Source organism: Streptomyces viridifaciens (assembly GCF_001888885.2).
GTDB lineage: Bacteria > Actinomycetota > Actinomycetes > Streptomycetales > Streptomycetaceae > Kitasatospora > Kitasatospora aureofaciens.
In genome coordinates this window covers 2,502,134-2,519,418 of the sequence record NZ_CP090841.1, presented here as the reverse complement: position 1 = coordinate 2,519,418, position 17,285 = coordinate 2,502,134, and the positions used below count along the sequence as shown (strand labels likewise).

At 73.0% G+C, this 17,285-nt stretch carries 11 protein-coding genes; 10 read left to right on the top strand and 1 reads right to left on the bottom strand.

Annotated elements, in window-relative coordinates:
• Positions 1–156 precede the first annotated feature (156 nt).
• The 6 genes from BOQ63_RS18305 to BOQ63_RS18280 all read left to right on the top strand — a co-directional run bounded on the left by BOQ63_RS18305 (position 157) and on the right by BOQ63_RS18280 (position 9,502).
• The gene (locus BOQ63_RS18305; protein WP_030286971.1) at positions 157–2,010 is read left to right on the top strand and encodes an acetolactate synthase large subunit; all 1,854 of its coding nucleotides are present in this window, start codon (positions 157–159) and stop codon (positions 2,008–2,010) included.
• A 34-nt stretch (positions 2,011–2,044) separates the two neighbouring features.
• Positions 2,045–2,569, top strand: coding sequence for an acetolactate synthase small subunit (gene ilvN, locus BOQ63_RS18300; RefSeq protein ID WP_030286969.1), 525 nt, complete (start codon positions 2,045–2,047; stop codon positions 2,567–2,569).
• A 71-nt stretch (positions 2,570–2,640) separates the two neighbouring features.
• Positions 2,641–3,639: a ketol-acid reductoisomerase gene (gene ilvC / locus BOQ63_RS18295; RefSeq protein WP_030286967.1), complete on the top strand. Its 999-nt coding sequence runs from the start codon at positions 2,641–2,643 to the stop codon at positions 3,637–3,639.
• A gap of 242 nt (positions 3,640–3,881) precedes the next feature.
• Positions 3,882–5,462, top strand: coding sequence for a phosphoglycerate dehydrogenase (gene serA / locus BOQ63_RS18290; RefSeq protein ID WP_030286965.1), 1,581 nt, complete (start codon positions 3,882–3,884; stop codon positions 5,460–5,462).
• Positions 5,463–5,750: 288 nt separating this feature from the next.
• Positions 5,751–5,912, top strand: a complete 162-nt coding sequence (locus tag BOQ63_RS18285) for a hypothetical protein (RefSeq protein WP_167395758.1) — start codon at positions 5,751–5,753, stop codon at positions 5,910–5,912.
• Between the two features lie 248 nt (positions 5,913–6,160).
• On the top strand, positions 6,161–9,502 hold the full coding sequence (locus tag BOQ63_RS18280; RefSeq protein ID WP_150475981.1) for a S8 family serine peptidase: 3,342 nt from the start codon (positions 6,161–6,163) through the stop codon (positions 9,500–9,502).
• Positions 9,503–9,604: 102 nt separating this feature from the next.
• On the opposite strand, the gene BOQ63_RS18275 is transcribed toward BOQ63_RS18280, so the two are convergent.
• Positions 9,605–12,079, bottom strand: a complete 2,475-nt coding sequence (locus BOQ63_RS18275; RefSeq protein ID WP_191093573.1) for a YfhO family protein — start codon at positions 12,077–12,079, stop codon at positions 9,605–9,607.
• A 158-nt stretch (positions 12,080–12,237) separates the two neighbouring features.
• Here BOQ63_RS18275 and BOQ63_RS18270 point away from each other — a divergent pair, with 158 nt between their 5' ends.
• From BOQ63_RS18270 to cimA, 4 genes are all read left to right on the top strand, one after another.
• A complete protein-coding gene (locus tag BOQ63_RS18270; RefSeq protein ID WP_030286961.1) occupies positions 12,238–12,801 on the top strand; it encodes a Uma2 family endonuclease in 564 nt (187 codons plus the stop codon).
• A gap of 59 nt (positions 12,802–12,860) precedes the next feature.
• Positions 12,861–13,898 carry a 3-isopropylmalate dehydrogenase gene (locus tag BOQ63_RS18265; RefSeq protein ID WP_030286960.1) on the top strand — a complete coding sequence of 346 codons (1,038 nt, stop codon included), beginning with the start codon at positions 12,861–12,863 and terminating at the stop codon, positions 13,896–13,898.
• Positions 13,899–14,111: 213 nt separating this feature from the next.
• On the top strand, positions 14,112–15,224 hold the full coding sequence (locus BOQ63_RS18260) for a branched-chain amino acid aminotransferase (RefSeq protein WP_030286959.1): 1,113 nt from the start codon (positions 14,112–14,114) through the stop codon (positions 15,222–15,224).
• A 387-nt stretch (positions 15,225–15,611) separates the two neighbouring features.
• Positions 15,612–17,216, top strand: a complete 1,605-nt coding sequence (gene cimA / locus BOQ63_RS18255; RefSeq protein WP_030286958.1) for a citramalate synthase — start codon at positions 15,612–15,614, stop codon at positions 17,214–17,216.
• Positions 17,217–17,285 lie beyond the last annotated feature (69 nt).

The following is a 17,285-nucleotide window of genomic DNA, read 5'->3' as shown; positions in this document are numbered from 1 at the left end:
CAAGACCCCTGGCCCCGACCGCCCCGGAGGGTCCGACTCGTCGGATCGAGCGGGACGATTGAGGCAGAGCCGGCGATCGGCCCGGCCCGGGACCCCACCCTCGCACCACCGGGGCCCGCAGCACCGGACCGGCAAAACCCGAGAAGAGACAGGCAGATGACCGAGCACGCCGCATCCCCCCGCCGCGGGGACAACCCGGCCGCCCACGCTCCCGCTCCCCAGCACGTCGCCGAGACCATGACCGGAGCCCAGTCGCTCATCCGCTCGCTCGAAGCCGTGGGCGCGGACACCGTCTTCGGCATCCCGGGCGGGGCCATCCTTCCCGCGTACGACCCGCTGATGGACTCGGTCAAGGTGCGCCACATCCTGGTCCGCCACGAGCAGGGCGCCGGCCACGCCGCCACCGGCTACGCCCAGGCCACCGGCAAGGTCGGGGTCTGCATGGCCACCTCCGGCCCCGGCGCGACCAACCTGGTCACCCCGATCGCCGACGCCTACATGGACTCCGTGCCGGTGGTCGCGATCACCGGCCAGGTCTCCTCCAAGGCGATCGGCACCGACGCCTTCCAGGAGGCGGACATCTGCGGCATCACGATGCCGATCACCAAGCACAACTACCTGGTGACCGACCCGGCCGAGATCCCCCGGGTGATCGCCGAGGCCTTCCACATCGCCGCCACCGGCCGACCCGGCCCGGTCCTGGTCGACATCGCCAAGGACGCGCTGCAGGCCACCACCACCTTCCGGTGGCCGGTCGAGACCGCGCTGCCGGGCTACCGGCCGGTCACCAAGCCGCACGCCAAGCAGATCCGCGAGGCCGCGAAGATGCTGGTCAGCAGCAAGCGTCCGGTCCTCTACGTCGGCGGCGGCGTGATCAAGGCCCAGGCCACCGCCGAGCTGCGGATCCTCGCCGAGCTGACCGGCGCCCCGGTCGTCACCACCCTGATGGCGCTCGGCGCCTTCCCGGACAGCCACCCGCAGCACCTGGGCATGCCCGGCATGCACGGCTCCGTCCCGGCCGTCACCGCGCTGCAGAAGTCGGACCTGCTGTTCACCCTCGGCGCCCGCTTCGACGACCGGGTCACCGGCAAGCTGGACGGCTTCGCCCCGTACGCCAAGATCGTGCACGCCGACATCGACCCGGCCGAGATCGGCAAGAACCGCCCGGCGGACGTCCCGATCGTCGGCGACGCCCGCGAGGTGCTGGCCGACCTGATCGTCGCCGTCCAGGCCGAGTTCGACGCCGGACACAAGGGCGACTACGCGGAATGGTGGGAGAAGCTCGACGAGTGGAAGCGGACCTACCCGCTGGGCTTCGAGCCGGCCCCGAACGGCCAGCTCTCCCCGCAGCAGGTCATCGAGCGGATCGGCCGGCTGGTCGGGCCGGACGCGATCTACGCCGCCGGCGTCGGCCAGCACCAGATGTGGAGCTCGCAGTACATCCGCTTCGAGAAGCCCGGCACCTGGCTCAACTCCGGTGGCGCCGGCACCATGGGCTACGCCGTCCCGGCGGCGATGGGCGCCAAGGCGGGCCGCCCGGAGGCGGCGGTCTGGGCCATCGACGGCGACGGCTGCTTCCAGATGACCAACCAGGAGCTGGTCACCTGCGCCCTGAACGACATCCCGATCAAGGTCGCGGTCATCAACAACGGGTCGCTGGGCATGGTCCGGCAGTGGCAGACGCTCTTCTACAACCAGCGCTACTCCAACACCGTGCTGCACTCCGGCCCCGGCCACGACGGCATCGAGCCGCCGGCCCAGGGCACCCGCATCCCCGACTTCGTCCTGCTGTCCGAGGCGATGGGCTGCGTCGGCCTGCGCTGCGAGCGCCCCGAGGACCTGGACGCGGTCATCAAGCAGGCGATGGAGATCAACGACCGCCCGGTGGTCATCGACTTCATCGTCCACCAGGACGCGATGGTGTGGCCGATGGTCGCGGCCGGCACCAGCAACGACGAGATCCAGTTCGCCAAGGGCGTCCGCCCCGACTTCGGCGACGATCTCGACTGACGGCCCTGCCAACCCAGAACGACTGAGGAACCACATGTCCAAGCACACCCTCTCCGTCCTGGTCGAGAACAAGCCCGGCGTGCTCGCCCGCATCGCCGCGCTGTTCTCCCGTCGGGGCTTCAACATCGACTCCCTCGCCGTCGGCCCGACCGAGCACCCGGACGTGTCCCGGATGACGATCGTGGTCAACGTCGAGGACCTCCCGCTGGAACAGGTCACCAAGCAGCTCAACAAGCTCGTGAACGTGATAAAGATCGTCGAACTCGACCAGTCCGCTGCGATCCAGCGGGAACTGGTCCTGGTGAAGGTCCGCGCCGACAACGAGACCCGGTCGCAGATCGTCGAGATCGTCCAGCTGTTCCGTGCCAAGACCGTCGACGTGTCACCCGAAGCGGTGACCATCGAGGCCACCGGAAGTTCGGACAAGCTGGAGGCCATGCTCCGGATGCTGGAGCCGTACGGCATCAAGGAGTTGGTCCAGTCCGGCCTGGTCGCCATCGGCCGCGGCGCGCGTTCCATCACGGACCGCTCGCTGCGCGCCCTCGACCGCAGCGCCTGACTTCGCCGTAGCAAAGACCCAACCCGCCGGGGGCGACCCCCGGCACCCATCACGCAAGGAGATGTGCCCCCGTGGCCGAGCTGTTCTACGAAGACGACGCCGACCTGTCCATCATCCAGGGCCGCAAGGTCGCGGTCATCGGCTACGGCAGCCAGGGCCACGCCCACGCGCTGTCCCTGCGCGACTCCGGCGCCGACGTCCGGGTCGGCCTGAAGCCGGAGTCCAAGTCCCGTGCCAAGGCCGAGGAGGCCGGACTGCGCGTGGTCACCCCGGCCGAGGCCGCGGCCGAGGCCGACGTCATCATGATCCTGGTGCCGGACCCGATCCAGGCCGATGTCTACGAGGCCGACATCGCCCCGCACCTGAAGGCCGGCGACGCCCTGTTCTTCGGCCACGGCCTGAACATCCGCTACGGCTTCATCAAGCCCCCGGCGGACGTCGACGTCTGCATGGTCGCCCCGAAGGGCCCGGGCCACCTGGTCCGCCGCCAGTACGAGGAGGGCCGCGGCGTCCCGGCGATCGTCGCGGTCGAGCAGAACGCCTCGGGCAAGGCCTTCGAGCTGGCCCTGTCGTACGCCAAGGGCCTGGGCGCCACCAAGGCCGGCGTCATCAAGACCACCTTCACCGAGGAGACCGAGACCGACCTGTTCGGCGAGCAGGCCGTCCTCTGCGGTGGCACCGCCGCCCTGGTGAAGGCCGGTTTCGAGACCCTGGTCGAGGCCGGCTACCAGCCGGAGATCGCCTACTTCGAGTGCCTGCACGAGCTGAAGCTGATCGTCGACCTGATGTACGAGGGCGGCCTGGAGAAGATGCGCTGGTCGGTCTCCGAGACCGCCGAGTGGGGCGACTACGTCACCGGCCCGCGCATCATCACCGACGCCACCAAGGCCGAGATGAAGAAGGTCCTCGCCGAGATCCAGGACGGCACCTTCGCCAAGACCTGGATCGCCGAGTACAAGGCCGGCCTGCCCAAGTACAACGAGTACAAGAAGGCCGACGAGGACCACCTGCTGGAGACCACCGGCAAGAAGCTGCGCTCGCTGATGAGCTGGGTCAACGAGAAGGCCTGAGCCTTCCCGCCCCGGAATTCCGCAATTCCCTTGTACAAGTAGGCTGCTCCCGTCCGGGTGATTTCGCCGGACGGGAGCAGCCCCGTACCCTGCCCGCCGATACACTCCCGAGTGCGCGTCAGGCCCACAGCGTCGTGCGTCTACCTACGCGGCCATGCCACCTTCCCCCGCCCGTCACGCCACCTACGTGCCCGGGGGAACCGGACAGTTAAGGACCCACTGTCGTGAGCGCTGCCACAACTGTGAAAACTGGCGTAGTACTGATCGCCGAAGAGCTTTCGCCCGCCACCGTCGACGCCCTCGGCCCCGACTTCGAGATCCGCCACTGCAACGGCGCCGACCGCACCGAGCTGCTCACCGCGATCGCCGACGTCGACGCGATCCTGATCCGCTCCGCCACCAAGGTCGACGCCGAGGCGCTGGCCGCCGCCCGCAAGCTCAAGGTGGTCGCCCGGGCCGGCGTCGGCCTGGACAACGTGGACGTCGCCGCCGCCACCAAGGCCGGCGTCATGGTCGTCAACGCGCCGACCTCCAACATCGTCACCGCCGCCGAACTCGCCTGCGGCCTGCTGATCTCCGTCGCCCGCAACATCGCCCCGGCCAACGCGGCGCTCAAGCAGGGCGAGTGGAAGCGCAACAAGTACACCGGCGTCGAGCTGAGCGAGAAGACCCTCGGCGTGGTCGGCCTCGGCCGGATCGGCGTCCTGGTCGCCCAGCGGATGTCCGCGTTCGGGATGAAGATCGTCGCGTACGACCCCTACATCCAGGCCGCCCGCGCCGCGCAGATGGGCGTCAAGCTGGTCTCGCTGGAGGAGCTGCTGGAGGTCTCGGACTTCATCACCGTCCACCTCCCCAAGACCCCCGAGACGATCGGCCTGATCGGCGAGGAGGCGCTGCACAAGGTCAAGCCGAGCGTGCGCATCGTCAACGCCGCCCGCGGCGGCATCGTGGACGAGGAGGCGCTCGCCGCCGCCCTGCGCGAGGGCCGGGTGGCCGGCGCGGGCCTGGACGTGTACGCCAAGGAGCCGTGCACCGACTCCCCGCTGTTCGCCTTCGACAACGTGGTCGCCACCCCGCACCTGGGCGCCTCCACCGACGAGGCGCAGGAGAAGGCCGGCATCGCGGTCGCCAGGTCGGTGCGCCTGGCGCTGGCCGGCGAGCTGGTGCCGGACGCCGTGAACGTCCAGGGCGGCGTGATCGCCGAGGACGTGCGCCCGGGCCTGCCGCTGGCCGAGAAGCTCGGCCGGATCTTCACCGCGCTGGCCGGCGAGGTGGCCGTCCGCCTGGACGTCGAGGTCCGCGGCGAGATCACCCAGCACGACGTGAAGGTGCTCGAACTGTCCGCGCTGAAGGGCGTTTTCGAGGACGTGGTGGCCGAGACGGTGTCCTACGTCAACGCCCCGCTGTTCGCCCAGGAGCGCGGCGTCGAGGTCCGCCTGACCACCTCCAGCGAGAGCCCCGAGCACCGCAACGTGATCACCGTGCGCGGCACGCTGGCGAACGGCGAGGAGATCGCCATTTCCGGCACGCTGGCCGGCCCGAAGCAGACCCAGAAGATCGTCGGCGTGGACACCTTCGACGTCGACGTGGCGCTCACCGACCACATGGCCTTCTTCAAGTACGAGGACCGCCCCGGCGTGGTCGGCGTGCTCGGCCGCCACCTCGGCGACGCGGGCATCAACATCGCGGGCATGCAGGTCGCCCGGGACGGCGGCAGCGCGCTGGCCTCCATCACGGTGGACAGCGAGATCCCGCAGGACGTGCTGACGGTGATCGCCGCCGAGATCGGCGCCCGCTTCGCGCGCTCGGTCGACCTGGGCTGAGTCCCGCGCGCCCCACAGGGTCCGGACCGCCGTGGGAACGGTGGTCCGGACCCTGCTGCGTTCCCCCGGGTGGCACCCGTCTCAGATACTAGGAAATCCAAGTATTCGTGCAGACACGGCCGGAGCGGGGTCGTACCGTGGAAGGGCCATACGGTGTGCCGCCCCTGTAGCCAGGGCATGCGGCCCGTCTGTGCGTGCGCCCCAACGGGCAGGCGATCCCTGCCCCGCGCGTACCCATCTCCCCTCATCGCGCTGCTGTCGCGCAGCGCCGCTTCCAAGGAGCCCGGTATGCCCACCACCGCCGACCGCCACGCCACCCCCGTCCCCGCCGCCACCCCCGTCCGCGCCCCGCGCCGCCGCCGGGCCGCTGAGCGGAACCCCTTCGCCGCCGCCGCGCTGCAGCGTTCGCTGGACCGCCGGGACAACGGCGGCGCCACCGGCCACCACTGAGCGCGGCCACGGCCGCGGCCGAGTGGTGCCGCCGGGTGGCGTTCATCGGGCAACTGGGCCGATCGGGTTGGCGCCGAGTCACCCCGTAGAGTGCAACTGAGGCCCGACCGAGGGAAGTTGCTCGCCCAGGGTGGCGCGATCATCCTAATTTGGGGCCCCCGGAAGGGTGATCGACGTCCGTGTGGGCGGGCGCCAGCGACCTCCTCGGTGTGCGGATCATTCCCCCCTGCCGGGGGAGAGGGTCCCTCGTGCGCCTGCCACCCGTCCGCCGACCGCTCGCCCGGATCGGCCTCACCCTGACGCTGCTGGCCGGGGGTGCGGCGCTCGCCGCCACCCCGGCCGCGGGCGGCCCGGCCGGCGCCGGACCGCCCGGCCAGGGCCGTACGGCCGCCGTCCTGCTCGAACTCGGCACCGAGGCGGCCGGCCCCGCCTGGCGGCGCGCCGCCGACACCGCCCGGCGGGCCCAGCGCTCGCCGGAGGCCGTCCGCCGGGACGCCGCCCGGGCCGGAGCCGCCCAGCGGACCCGGTCCGGCGACGCGCTGGACCGGCTCGCCGAGGCCGTCCACCGGTCGGCCCCCGCCGCCCGCGAGCTCTACCGCACCCGCACCCTGCTCACCGGCCTGGCGGTCGACGCCCCCGCCGAGCGGCTGCCCGCGCTGCGGGCGCTGCCCGGAGTCCGGGCCGTCCACCCGATCGTGAACAAGCAGCGGGACAACGCCTACTCCGTCCCGCTGACCGGCGCCCCGCAGATCTGGGCCGGGGACGCCGCGGTGGCCGGGAACACCGGCCAGGGCATGCGGATCGGCATCATCGACAGCGGCATCGACTACACCCACGCCGACTTCGGCGGCCCCGGCACCGAGGAGGCCTTCCGCTCGGTCGAGCGCGGCAGGCCCGCGCCGGCCGCGCTGTTCCCCAACGCCAAGGTGGTCGGCGGCAAGGACCTGGTCGGTGACGACTACAACCCCGACCCGACCGCCCCGAACCACCAGCCCGTCCCGCACCCCAGCGACAACCCGCTCGACTGCGTGCGCAACGGGCACGGCACCCACGTCGCCGGGACGGCCGCCGGGTACGGCGTCACCGCCGACGGCCACCCGTACACCGGCCCGTACCGGCCCGGGCTCGACCCGGCCTCGTTCCGGATCGGCCCCGGCGCCGCCCCCGGCGCCCAGCTGTACGCGATCCGGGTGTTCGGCTGCGACGGCTCCACCGACCGGCTCGCCCAGGCGCTCGACCTGGCCGCCGACCCGAACGGCGACGGCGACCTCGGCGACCGGCTCGACGTGGTCAACCTGTCGCTCGGCAGCCGCTTCGGCACCCCGGACGACGCCGACGCGCTGGCCGTCGACCGGCTCTCCGAACTGGGCACCGTGGTGGTCGCGGCCGCGGGCAACGAGGGCGACGTGTACGGCGTCGGCGGCAGCCCCGGCACCGCCGTGCGGGCGGTCACCGTCGCCGCCTCCGTGCACGGGCACGCCGACGTGGACGGCATCACCGTGCTCGCCCCCGCCGCGCTCGCCGGGGTCGTGCCCGGCCACTGGAGCGAGCGCTACCGCGGCTGGTCCACCACCGAGGTGAGCGGCGCCCTCGCCGCGCCCGTCGACCAGGCGGACGGCTGCACGGACTTCAGCGCGGCCGACCGGCAACGGCTGAAGGGCAGGATCGCGGTGCTCACCTGGCGCACCCGCGACGCCGACCGGGCCTGCAACTCCGGCCCGCGCGCCGACCACGCCGCCGACGCGGGGGCGATCGGCGCGCTCTACGCCGCCGACACCGACCACCTCGCCGAGATCTCCGGCAACGACCGGATCCCCGCCGTCCTGCTCGGCCGCGCGGACGGCGAACGGCTGCTGAAGGCTGCCGCCGGGGGCGGTACGCAGGTCCGGCTCGCCGCACCCGGCAACCCGCTGCACGGCTCGGTCGCGCAGAACCAGCCGGCCCGCGCCGACACCCTCACCGACTTCTCCTCCCGGGGCATCGGACTGCCCGGGGTGGTCAAGCCCGACCTGGCCGCCCCCGGGGAGACCATCTGGTCCGCCCTGGTCGGCAGCGGCAGCGGCGGCCAGCGCGAGAACGGCACCTCGATGGCCGCCCCGCACGTCGCCGGACTGGCCGCCCTGGTCCGCGCCGCCCACCCGGACTGGCCGGTCGAGCAGGTCAAGGCCGCGCTGATGAACACCGGCACGGACACCTACCTCGGCGAGGACCACTCCGGACCGGTCTACGGACCCGAACGCACCGGCGCCGGACGCGCCCAGGCCGACCGGGCCGTCCGCACCCCGGTGGTGGCCTACGCGGCGGGGGAGGGCGCCCTGGCGGGCAGTGTCGGGGTCTCCTACGGGCCGGTCGAGGTCGGCGGGCCGACGGCCCTGGACCGCGCGATCGAGCTGCACAACTACTCCTCCGCGCCGGTCAGTTACCGCACCGGCTACGCGGCGGCCACCGAACTGCCGGGCGCCGCCTTCCAGGTGTCGCCGGACCGGATCGAGGTGCCGGCCGGCGGCACCGCCCGGGTGCGGGTGACGCTGTCCGTACCGGGGGAGCTGGGGCGCACGCCCGACCCGACCATCGACACCGTGCAGGGCGGCCGGGCGCGCAGCTACCGCGGCGAACTCTCCGGACGGGTGCTGTTCAGCCCGCTCGGCGACCGCGAGCTGCCGCAGCTGCGGGTCCCGGTGTTCGCCGCCCCGCGCCCCACCGGCGACCTCGGCGTCACCGCCTCCGTCCGCACCGCCCGGGACGGCACCCTCGTCACCCTCGGCGGCAGCGCCGCCCCCGGCGAGGCGCCCGGACTGGTCAGCGCCCTCGTGCTCGGCGGCGAGGGACCCCGCTGGCCCGACTGCCCGCCCGACAGCGGCAAGGCCGTCGGCCCCGGGGCGGGCATCCGGCCCGAGGCCGCGACGGAGCCGGCCGACCCGCCCCAGGACCTCTGCGTCGAGCACCCCGGCGACCGGGCCGCCGACCTGCGGGCCGCGGGCGCCGCCGTCGACTCCGACCTGCTGTACGTCGGCGCGCGGCTGTGGTCCCCGGCGGCCACACCGGTCGGGCTGTACGGCGTACGGGTGTCGCTGGACACCGACGGGGACGGCGTCACCGACGTGATCCTCAAGGCCGACCGGGTGCGCGGTAGCGACGTCCTGGTCTCCCGCGCCCTCGACGCCCGCACCGGAGCCGAACTCGACGTCCAGCCGCTCAACGCCCACTGGGGCGACACCGACACCGCGCTGCTGGACAGCGACGTCGTGGTCCTCCCGGTCCGGCTGGGTGCCCTGCCCGGGGTCAAGCCCGGCCACAGCACCGTCCACTACGGCGTGTGGGCCGGTACCACCGGGCCCGGCACGCCCGACCCGGCCGGGGCCTACTCCGCCATCGGCCTGCGCGGCACCCGCCCCACCGTCCCGGTGGACGTCCTGCACCCCGCCCTCACCGTCCGGGCCGGCCTCACCGGACCGACCGCGATGGTGACCCCGGCCGGCCCCGGCACCGTCCTCGACGTGCGGCGCGCCCCGGGCGACACCTCCCGGCTCCTGCTGCTGTACCACCTCAACCCGGCCGACCGGAGGGCCCAGGTCCTCACCCTGCTGTAGCGCGCTCGGAAGGGGTGGCCCACCGGACTCCGGAGGGCCGCCCCTTCCGCTGCCTCTGACGCCGTCCGGCGTCGGGTGGCCGGAAGGACCCGCCGGCAGGCCCTAAGCCCGGGCGGCGGCGCGGCGTTCGCGGCGGGGCGGGCGGTGTTCGCGGCGGGCGAGGCGGGTGAAGACGGCGACCAGGGCGAGGGTGGCGGCCGTGCCGGAGGTGACGGTGAGGCCCTCGGTGAGGCCGGGCGGGCGGAAGGCGCAGGAGACGCGGGAGGCGCCGGCGCCGAGCGGGACGCCGATCATGCCCAGGACCGGCGTGGGCACGGCGGGGGCGCCGCCGTCGGTGGCGCAGGTCCAGCCCTCGGTGGCGGGGACGGACAGCAGCGCGGTGCCGGTGGAGCCCGGCGGGAGGGTGGCCGAGACGGTGTGGCCGCCGGCCTCGACGCGGGTGGCGCCGGTGGCGGTGAGGCGGGAGACCGCGGCGGCCAGGGCGTCGGCCCGCAGGCAGCCGATCGGGCGGGCCGGGACCTGGCTGACCACGTCCGAGCGCAGGGTCACCCGGACCACCCCGTCCGCCGGGACAGTCCCCAGCCGGTGGACGGCCACCGCCGTGGTGGGCTGTTCACCGCCGCTGCGGTAGCTGGTGCCCAGGCCGCTGACCGTGCCGTCGTACCAGACCCCGTGGAAGTAGGCCGTCGAGCCCGGGGTGCAGGCTGCGGTGAACACCGTGCCGTCCCCGCCGGGCGGCACCGACCAGCCGCTGGTCCCGTGCAGGGTGGGCGCCGGGCCGCCGGCCGGCACGGGCAGCGGGGCGTCGTACACCTGGCTGCCGAGCAGCGACTCCTGGCGGGCCCAGACCGAGGAGGTCTCCGGCCGGGCGCCCGGCGGCAGCACGGTGACCAGTGGCGGGGCGGGCGCCCGGCCGGGGGTGAAGCCGTACGCGGGCGGCCCGTCGTCGAGGTGGGCGCGGATCCCGAACAGTGCCTGCCCGACCGGGTCGGTGACGCTGCCGGTCTGCCGCCCGCCGGCCGTCCAGCCCGCGCCGAGGTCGTGCAGCAGCTGGGCGACCACGGTCGGCAGATAGCCGCTGAAGTAGCCGCCGCCCTGGCCGTTCAGCAGCAGCGGGTCGTTGGGGGTGAAGGCGTGCGGGCCGGGATCGCTGCGCCCGTCCGGCCAGTCGGCGCCCGCCCGGACGGCCGCGTGCCCGGCCCGGACGGCGGCCGGGGGGACGGAGTCGTCGGGGGCCGCGCCGAGCGACGCGTACCCGGACCAGACGGCGTTGCCGAGCACCGCACCGCCGAGCACCCAGGTGGCCAGGGCGTTCGCCCGGCGGTCGGTGTGCCGGTGCTCCAGCGCCCACAGCGCGGCGAGCACGACGGCGCCGCCGACGGCCAGCAGCACCCAGGTGGAGGTGTGCACCGAGCGGCGGGTGGCCGCCAGCGCGACGATCAGCGCGACCAGGGCGGCGCCGCCCAGCAGGGTGAGCAGGTCCGGCCGGTGGGCGAGCGACACCCAGCCGGCCAGCACCAGCAGCCCGCTGAGCACGAAGGCGACGCGGTACGGCCCGCCGGCCGGGATCGCCAGGCCGTGCCAGACCAGCACGGTCGGGGTCCAGACGAAGCCGAGCACGATCAGCACCAGCGCCGCGCACCAGACCGCCCGCTCACGGACGCGCACGCGGCGGTTGAACGGCAGCCCGCACACCAGCAGCAGCCCGAGCACCCCGATCGCGATGTCCGGCAGCGGCCGCCCGCCGGTGGTGGTGGGCAGCAGCTCGGCGAGGTGCCCGCCGAGCCCGGACCGGCCGAGCGGCTGCACCGGGGACTCCGGCTGGGCGCCGCGCGCCGCCCGGACGGCGACGAACAGCACCGGGGAGGCGAGCAGCACCCCGGCGGTGGTCAGGGTGATCGCCCGCCCGGTCGCCCGGACCCGGTGCCGGAAGGCGCGCGGGGTGGCGAACAGCCGTACCGCGAACACGAGTCCGGCCATCAGGGTGGCCAGCGCGGCGGTGTAGAGGTTGCCCGCCCAGACCAGGGCGACGCACAGCGAACCGGCCACCCAGCGGCGCTCGTGCAGGCACCAGTCCCCGACCAGGCCGAGCAGCGGCAGCGAGACCAGGCCCCAGAGCCACATCGGCGCGGCCCCGCCCACGTCCAGCACCCAGGCGCAGAGCCCGTAGCCGAGGGCGGCGAGCACCCGCAGCCACCGGGGGCCGGGGTGCAGCCGCCCGAGCAGGTGGGCCATCAGGGCGGTGCCGAGGCCGATGGTGGCCAGGGCGACCAGGAAGACGGCGAGCTGCCCCTGGTCGCGGGGGAGCAGGGCGGCCGGCCAGGAGAACGGATTCATCAGGTAGGCGAAGAAGTCGGCCAGGAACGGGACGCCGTAGCCGCTGTTCCAGTTGAACAGCAGGTCCCCGGCGGCCTGGCCGTGCAGCAGGTCCCACAGGTGCGCGTGGTACGGCACGGCGACCGCCCCCGCCCCGGCCGGCCACCGCCCGCGCAGCCCCGCGGCGAGCGCGAACCCGCCCGCCGCCAGCCCGGCCGCACCCCCGCAGACCAGCAGCTCCCGCCGCCACTCGGTCCTCACCCACGCGCCCCGTTCCTGCCGGAAACCCCAGATCACGCCACCCTAAGCGCGCTGCGGGCGCGACTCTGATCACCCGCGCTCCCTCGAAGGAGTGGCGTCCGAGGAGGCTTTGCCGAGTAGCCTGGGAGGGCCGTCAGGATGCCCGTATGGGAGGAACCATGAGCATCGCGCCGTACCCCGACTGGATTCGGCCTCCCGCTGGTGGCTACACCGCAGAGGATCTTGACCGGCTGCCTGATCTCCCGCCGCACACCGAGCTGATCGACGGGAGCCTGATCTTCGTGAGTCCGCAGACCGCGTTCCACATGCGAACCCTCCGCAGGCTGGAGCGCGCCCTGGAGACGGCGGTGCCGGAGGGCTGGGACGTCTGGCGGGAGATGACGGTGAGGCTGGACCGCCGCAACCGCCCGGAACCGGACCTCCTGGTGGTTGACGAGCGAGGAGTCACTGGCCCGAAGCAGACCTTCTGTGACGCGAGGGATGTGTTGCTTGCGGTCGAGGTCGTCTCCGAGGAATCCCAGCAACGGGACCGGGACACCAAGCCTCGCAAGTACGCGGCGGCGGGCATCAGGCATTTCTGGCGTGTGGAAAGCGATGACGACGGCAGGCCGGTCGTCTACGCCTACGAGCTGGATCCCGCTACCGGCTACGTCGTTTCGGGGATCTACCACAAGCAGTTGAAGGTCGATCAGCCGTTCCCGGTGGAGATCGATCTGACCTGACTGGTCCAGATGCTGGACGTGAGGTGTCAGTGGCTGGGACGGCGGAGTAGGGTCCGAGCATGTCTCGCACCATTCGTCTCGCAGTTGTCCCGGGTGACGGCATCGGGCAGGAGGTGGTGGCCGAGGGCCTGAAGGTCCTGGAGGCCGCGCTTCCCGCCGACGTGAAGCTGGAGACCACCGAGTACGACCTCGGCGCCCGGCGCTACCACCGCACCGGGGAGACGCTGCCGGACAGCGTGCTGGCCGAGCTCAAGGGCTTCGACGCGATCCTGCTGGGTGCCATCGGGGACCCGAGCGTGCCGTCCGGGGTGCTGGAGCGGGGGCTGCTGCTGAAGCTGCGGTTCGCCTTCGACCACCACATCAACCTGCGGCCGGGTCGGCTGTTCCCCGGGGTGTCGTCGCCCCTGGCCGGTCAGCCGGAGATCGACTTCGTGGTCGTCCGGGAGGGCACCGAGGGCCCGTACGTCGGCAACGGCGGCTCGCTGCGCACCGGGACGCCGCACGAGGTGGCCACCGAGGTCAGCCTGAACACCGCGTACGGCATCGAGCGCGTGGTGCGCGACGCCTACCGCCGGGCCCAGGCGCGGCCGCGCAAGAAGCTCACCCTGGTGCACAAGAACAACGTGCTGGTGCACGCCGGGCACCTGTGGTCGCGGATCTTCGCCGAGGTCGGCGCGGAGTTTCCCGAGGTCACCACCGACTACCTGCACGTCGACGCGGCCACGATCTTCTTCGTCACCCAGCCGGAGCGCTTCGACGTCATCGTCACCGACAATCTGTTCGGCGACATCCTGACCGACCTGGCCGCCGCCGTCACCGGTGGCATCGGCCTGGCCGCGAGCGGCAACATCAACCCGAGCGGCGAGTTCCCGTCCATGTTCGAGCCGGTGCACGGCTCGGCCCCGGACATCGCCGGCCAGGGCAAGGCCGACCCGACCGCCACCGTGCTGTCGGTCGCCATGCTGCTGGAGCACCTCGGCTACGCGGCCGAGGCCGCCCGCGTCGAGGCCGCCGTCGCGGCGGACCTCGCCGAGCGCACCGGCACCCGTTCCACCTCCCAGGTCGGCGACGCGCTCGCCGGCCGAGTATCCGGCTAGCGGGCCGGAACCGGGAGCGGGGTCCGGCTGAGAGGGCCGGACCACATAACCGCGGCTTGCAGCTCCCCAAGGAGCGGGCAGCTGTTCGGCACGGCCCTCTGGATGCGAGTATCGACAGTGGGCCGTGCCGTTGGCGTGCGTTCCGGCGCTGGATCGCCGTGACGTTCCTCCGGTGGGGCGGCCCGAACGAACCCCACGGTGAAGGAAACAGCCATGAGTACGCCCACCCAGGCGCCCATCACGTTCGACCTCAAGCCCTCCGCCCACCCGCTTCCCGCAGCGGAGCGCGAGGCCCGGCTGACCAACCCCGGCTTCGGCCGCGTCTTCACCGACCACATGGTCACCATCCGCTGGACGGAGGGCCGCGGTTGGCACGACGCCCAGCTGGTTCCGTACGCGCCGGTGGAGATGGACCCGGCGAACATGACCCTTCACTACGGCCAGGCGATCTTCGAGGGCCTGAAGGCCTACCGCCAAGCCGACGGTTCGATCGCGACCTTCCGCCCGGAGGCCAACGCCCTGCGCTTCCAGGCCTCGGCCCGCCGCCTGGCGATGCCGGAGCTGCCGGTGGAGACCTTCGTCGAGGCCGTCGAGCTGCTGGTCCAGCAGGAGCAGGGCTGGGTTCCGAGCGAGCCGGAACAGAGCCTCTACCTGCGGCCGTTCATGTTCGCCACCGAGGTCGGCCTGGGTGTCCGCCCGGCGAACTCCTACCTCTTCATGATCATCGCCTCTCCGGCCGGCGCCTACTTCCAGGGCGGCATCAAGCCGGTCTCGGTCTGGCTGTCCAAGGAGTACGTCCGCGCCGCGCCCGGTGGCACCGGCGCCGCCAAGTGCGCGGGCAACTACGCGGCCTCGCTGGTCGCCCAGGCCCAGGCCGCCGAGAAGGGCTGCGACCAGGTGGTCTGGCTCGACGCCGCCGAGCACCGGTGGGTCGAGGAGATGGGCGGCATGAACCTCTACTTCGTCTTCGGCGAGGGCAAGGACGCCAGGATCGTCACCCCCGAGCTGTCCGGCGCGCTGCTGCCCGGCATCACCCGTGACTCGCTGCTGCAGCTCGCCGCCGACCTGGGCTACGCGGTCGAGGAGCGGAAGATCTCCACCGACGAGTGGCAGCAGGCGAACGCCGACGGCACCCTCACCGAGGTCTTCGCCTGCGGCACCGCCGCCGTCATCACGCCGGTCGGCTCGGTGAAGTCCGCGGCCGCCGACTGGACCGTCGGCAACGGCGAGCCCGGCCCGATCACCATGGAGCTGCGCCGCGCGCTGCTGGCCATCCAGGGCGGCCAGCAGCCGGACACCCACAACTGGCTGCACAAGATCGTCTGATCATCCGGACACCGGAACCCGCTCCGGCCTGCCCCGTTTCGCATCGCGAGACGGGCGGGCCGGATCCCGGAGGCTGTGCCAGACTGCGAGCGTGTCCTCGCTTTCGCTGATTATTGGCAGCAGGCGCGCCGGTCCGCAGTGACCGCTTCCGCAGGACCCGATGCGGAGCGACCACGAGCGTCCAGACCCGCGCGCAGACCTCTCGCACCCGCGAGGGGTCTTTTCGCTTTCCGGGCACCGCCCCGTTGAAAGCACAGCCCGGACCGGCCGACGGCCCCCACGAGGGGCCCGGGGACACCGGAGCCGCGCGCGGGATCCTGGACAGTGGAGCCGGGACGAGAATCCGGCAGAGCAGTACCAACCTCCCCGAACGGAGAACCAGGGGTCATGACCGAGGTCAGCCGTACCGACGACAGCTTCCACGTGTTCGACACCACCCTGCGCGACGGCGCGCAGCGGGAGGGCATCAACCTGACGGTGGCGGACAAGCTGGCCATCGCCCGGCACCTGGACGAGTTCGGGGTCGGCTTCATCGAAGGCGGCTGGCCCGGTGCCAACCCCCGGGACACCGAGTTCTTCGCCCGGGCCGCCGCCGAACTGGAGCTGCGCACCGCCCAGCTGGTCGCCTTCGGCGCCACTCGCCGGGCCGGCGGCAAGGCGGCCGAGGACCCGCAGCTGGCCGCGCTGGTCGCCTCCGGCGCGCCCGTGGTCACCCTGGTCGCCAAGTCCCACGACCGGCACGTCGAGCTGGCGCTGCGCACCACGCTGGACGAGAACCTGGAGATGGTCCGGGACAGCGTCGAGTTCCTGCGCGCCCAGGGTCGTCGGGTGTTCCTGGACTGCGAGCACTTCTTCGACGGCTACCGGGCGAACCGGGAGTACGCCCTCGCGGTGGTCCGCACCGCGCACCGGGCCGGGGCGGACGTGGTGGTGCTGTGCGACACCAACGGCGGCATGCTGCCGGCCGGCGTCCGGGACACCGTCGCGGACGTGATCGCGGCGACCGGGGCCCGGATCGGCATCCACGCCCAGGACGACACCGGCTGCGCGGTGGCCAACACGCTGGCCGCGGTGGACGCAGGCGCCACCCACGTGCAGTGCACCGCGAACGGCTACGGCGAGCGGGTCGGCAACGCCAACCTGTTCCCGGTGGTCGGCGCGCTGGAGCTGAAGTACGACCGCCGGGTGCTGCCCGAGGGCCGGCTGGCCGAGATGACCCGGATCTCGCACGCGATCGCCGAGCTGGTCAACCTGGCCCCCTCCACCCACCAGCCGTACGTCGGCTTCTCGGCCTTCGCCCACAAGGCGGGCCTGCACGCCTCCGCGATCAAGGTCGACCCGGACCTGTACCAGCACACCGACCCCGAGCTGGTCGGCAACACCATGCGGATGCTGGTCTCCGACATGGCGGGCCGGGCCTCGGTGGAGCTCAAGGGCAAGGAGCTGGGTTACGACCTGTCCACCGACCGGGACCTGGCCGGCCGGGTGGTGGCCAAGGTGAAGCAGCAGGAGAACCTCGGCTACACCTACGAGTCCGCCGACGCCTCCTTCGAGCTGCTGCTGCGCGACGAGGTGCGCGGCAGCCGGGAGCGCTTCTACCGGCTGGAGTCCTGGCGGACCATCAGCGAACAGGGCCCGCACGGGGTTTCCGGCAACGAGGCGACCGTCAAGCTGTGGGCCAAGGGCGAGCGCCGGATCGCCATCGGCGAGGGCAACGGCCCGGTCAACGCGCTGGACCAGGCGCTGCGGACGGCCCTGGAGGGCATCTACCCGCCGCTGGCCACCTTCGAGTTGGTGGACTACAAGGTCCGCATCCTGGAGGGGCAGCACGGCACCGGCTCCAAGACCCGGGTGCTGATCGAGTCCACCGACGGCACCGCCACCTGGTCCACGGTCGGCGTGGCCGACAACGTGATCGCCGCCTCCTGGCTGGCACTTGAGGACGCGTACACCTACGGCCTGATCCGCTCCGGGCTGGAGCCGACCGAGTAGGCGCACCGAAACCCCCTGTGGCCCGCGGGACTTGACCGGTTCCCGTGGGCCACAGCTGGTGCTCGCGCA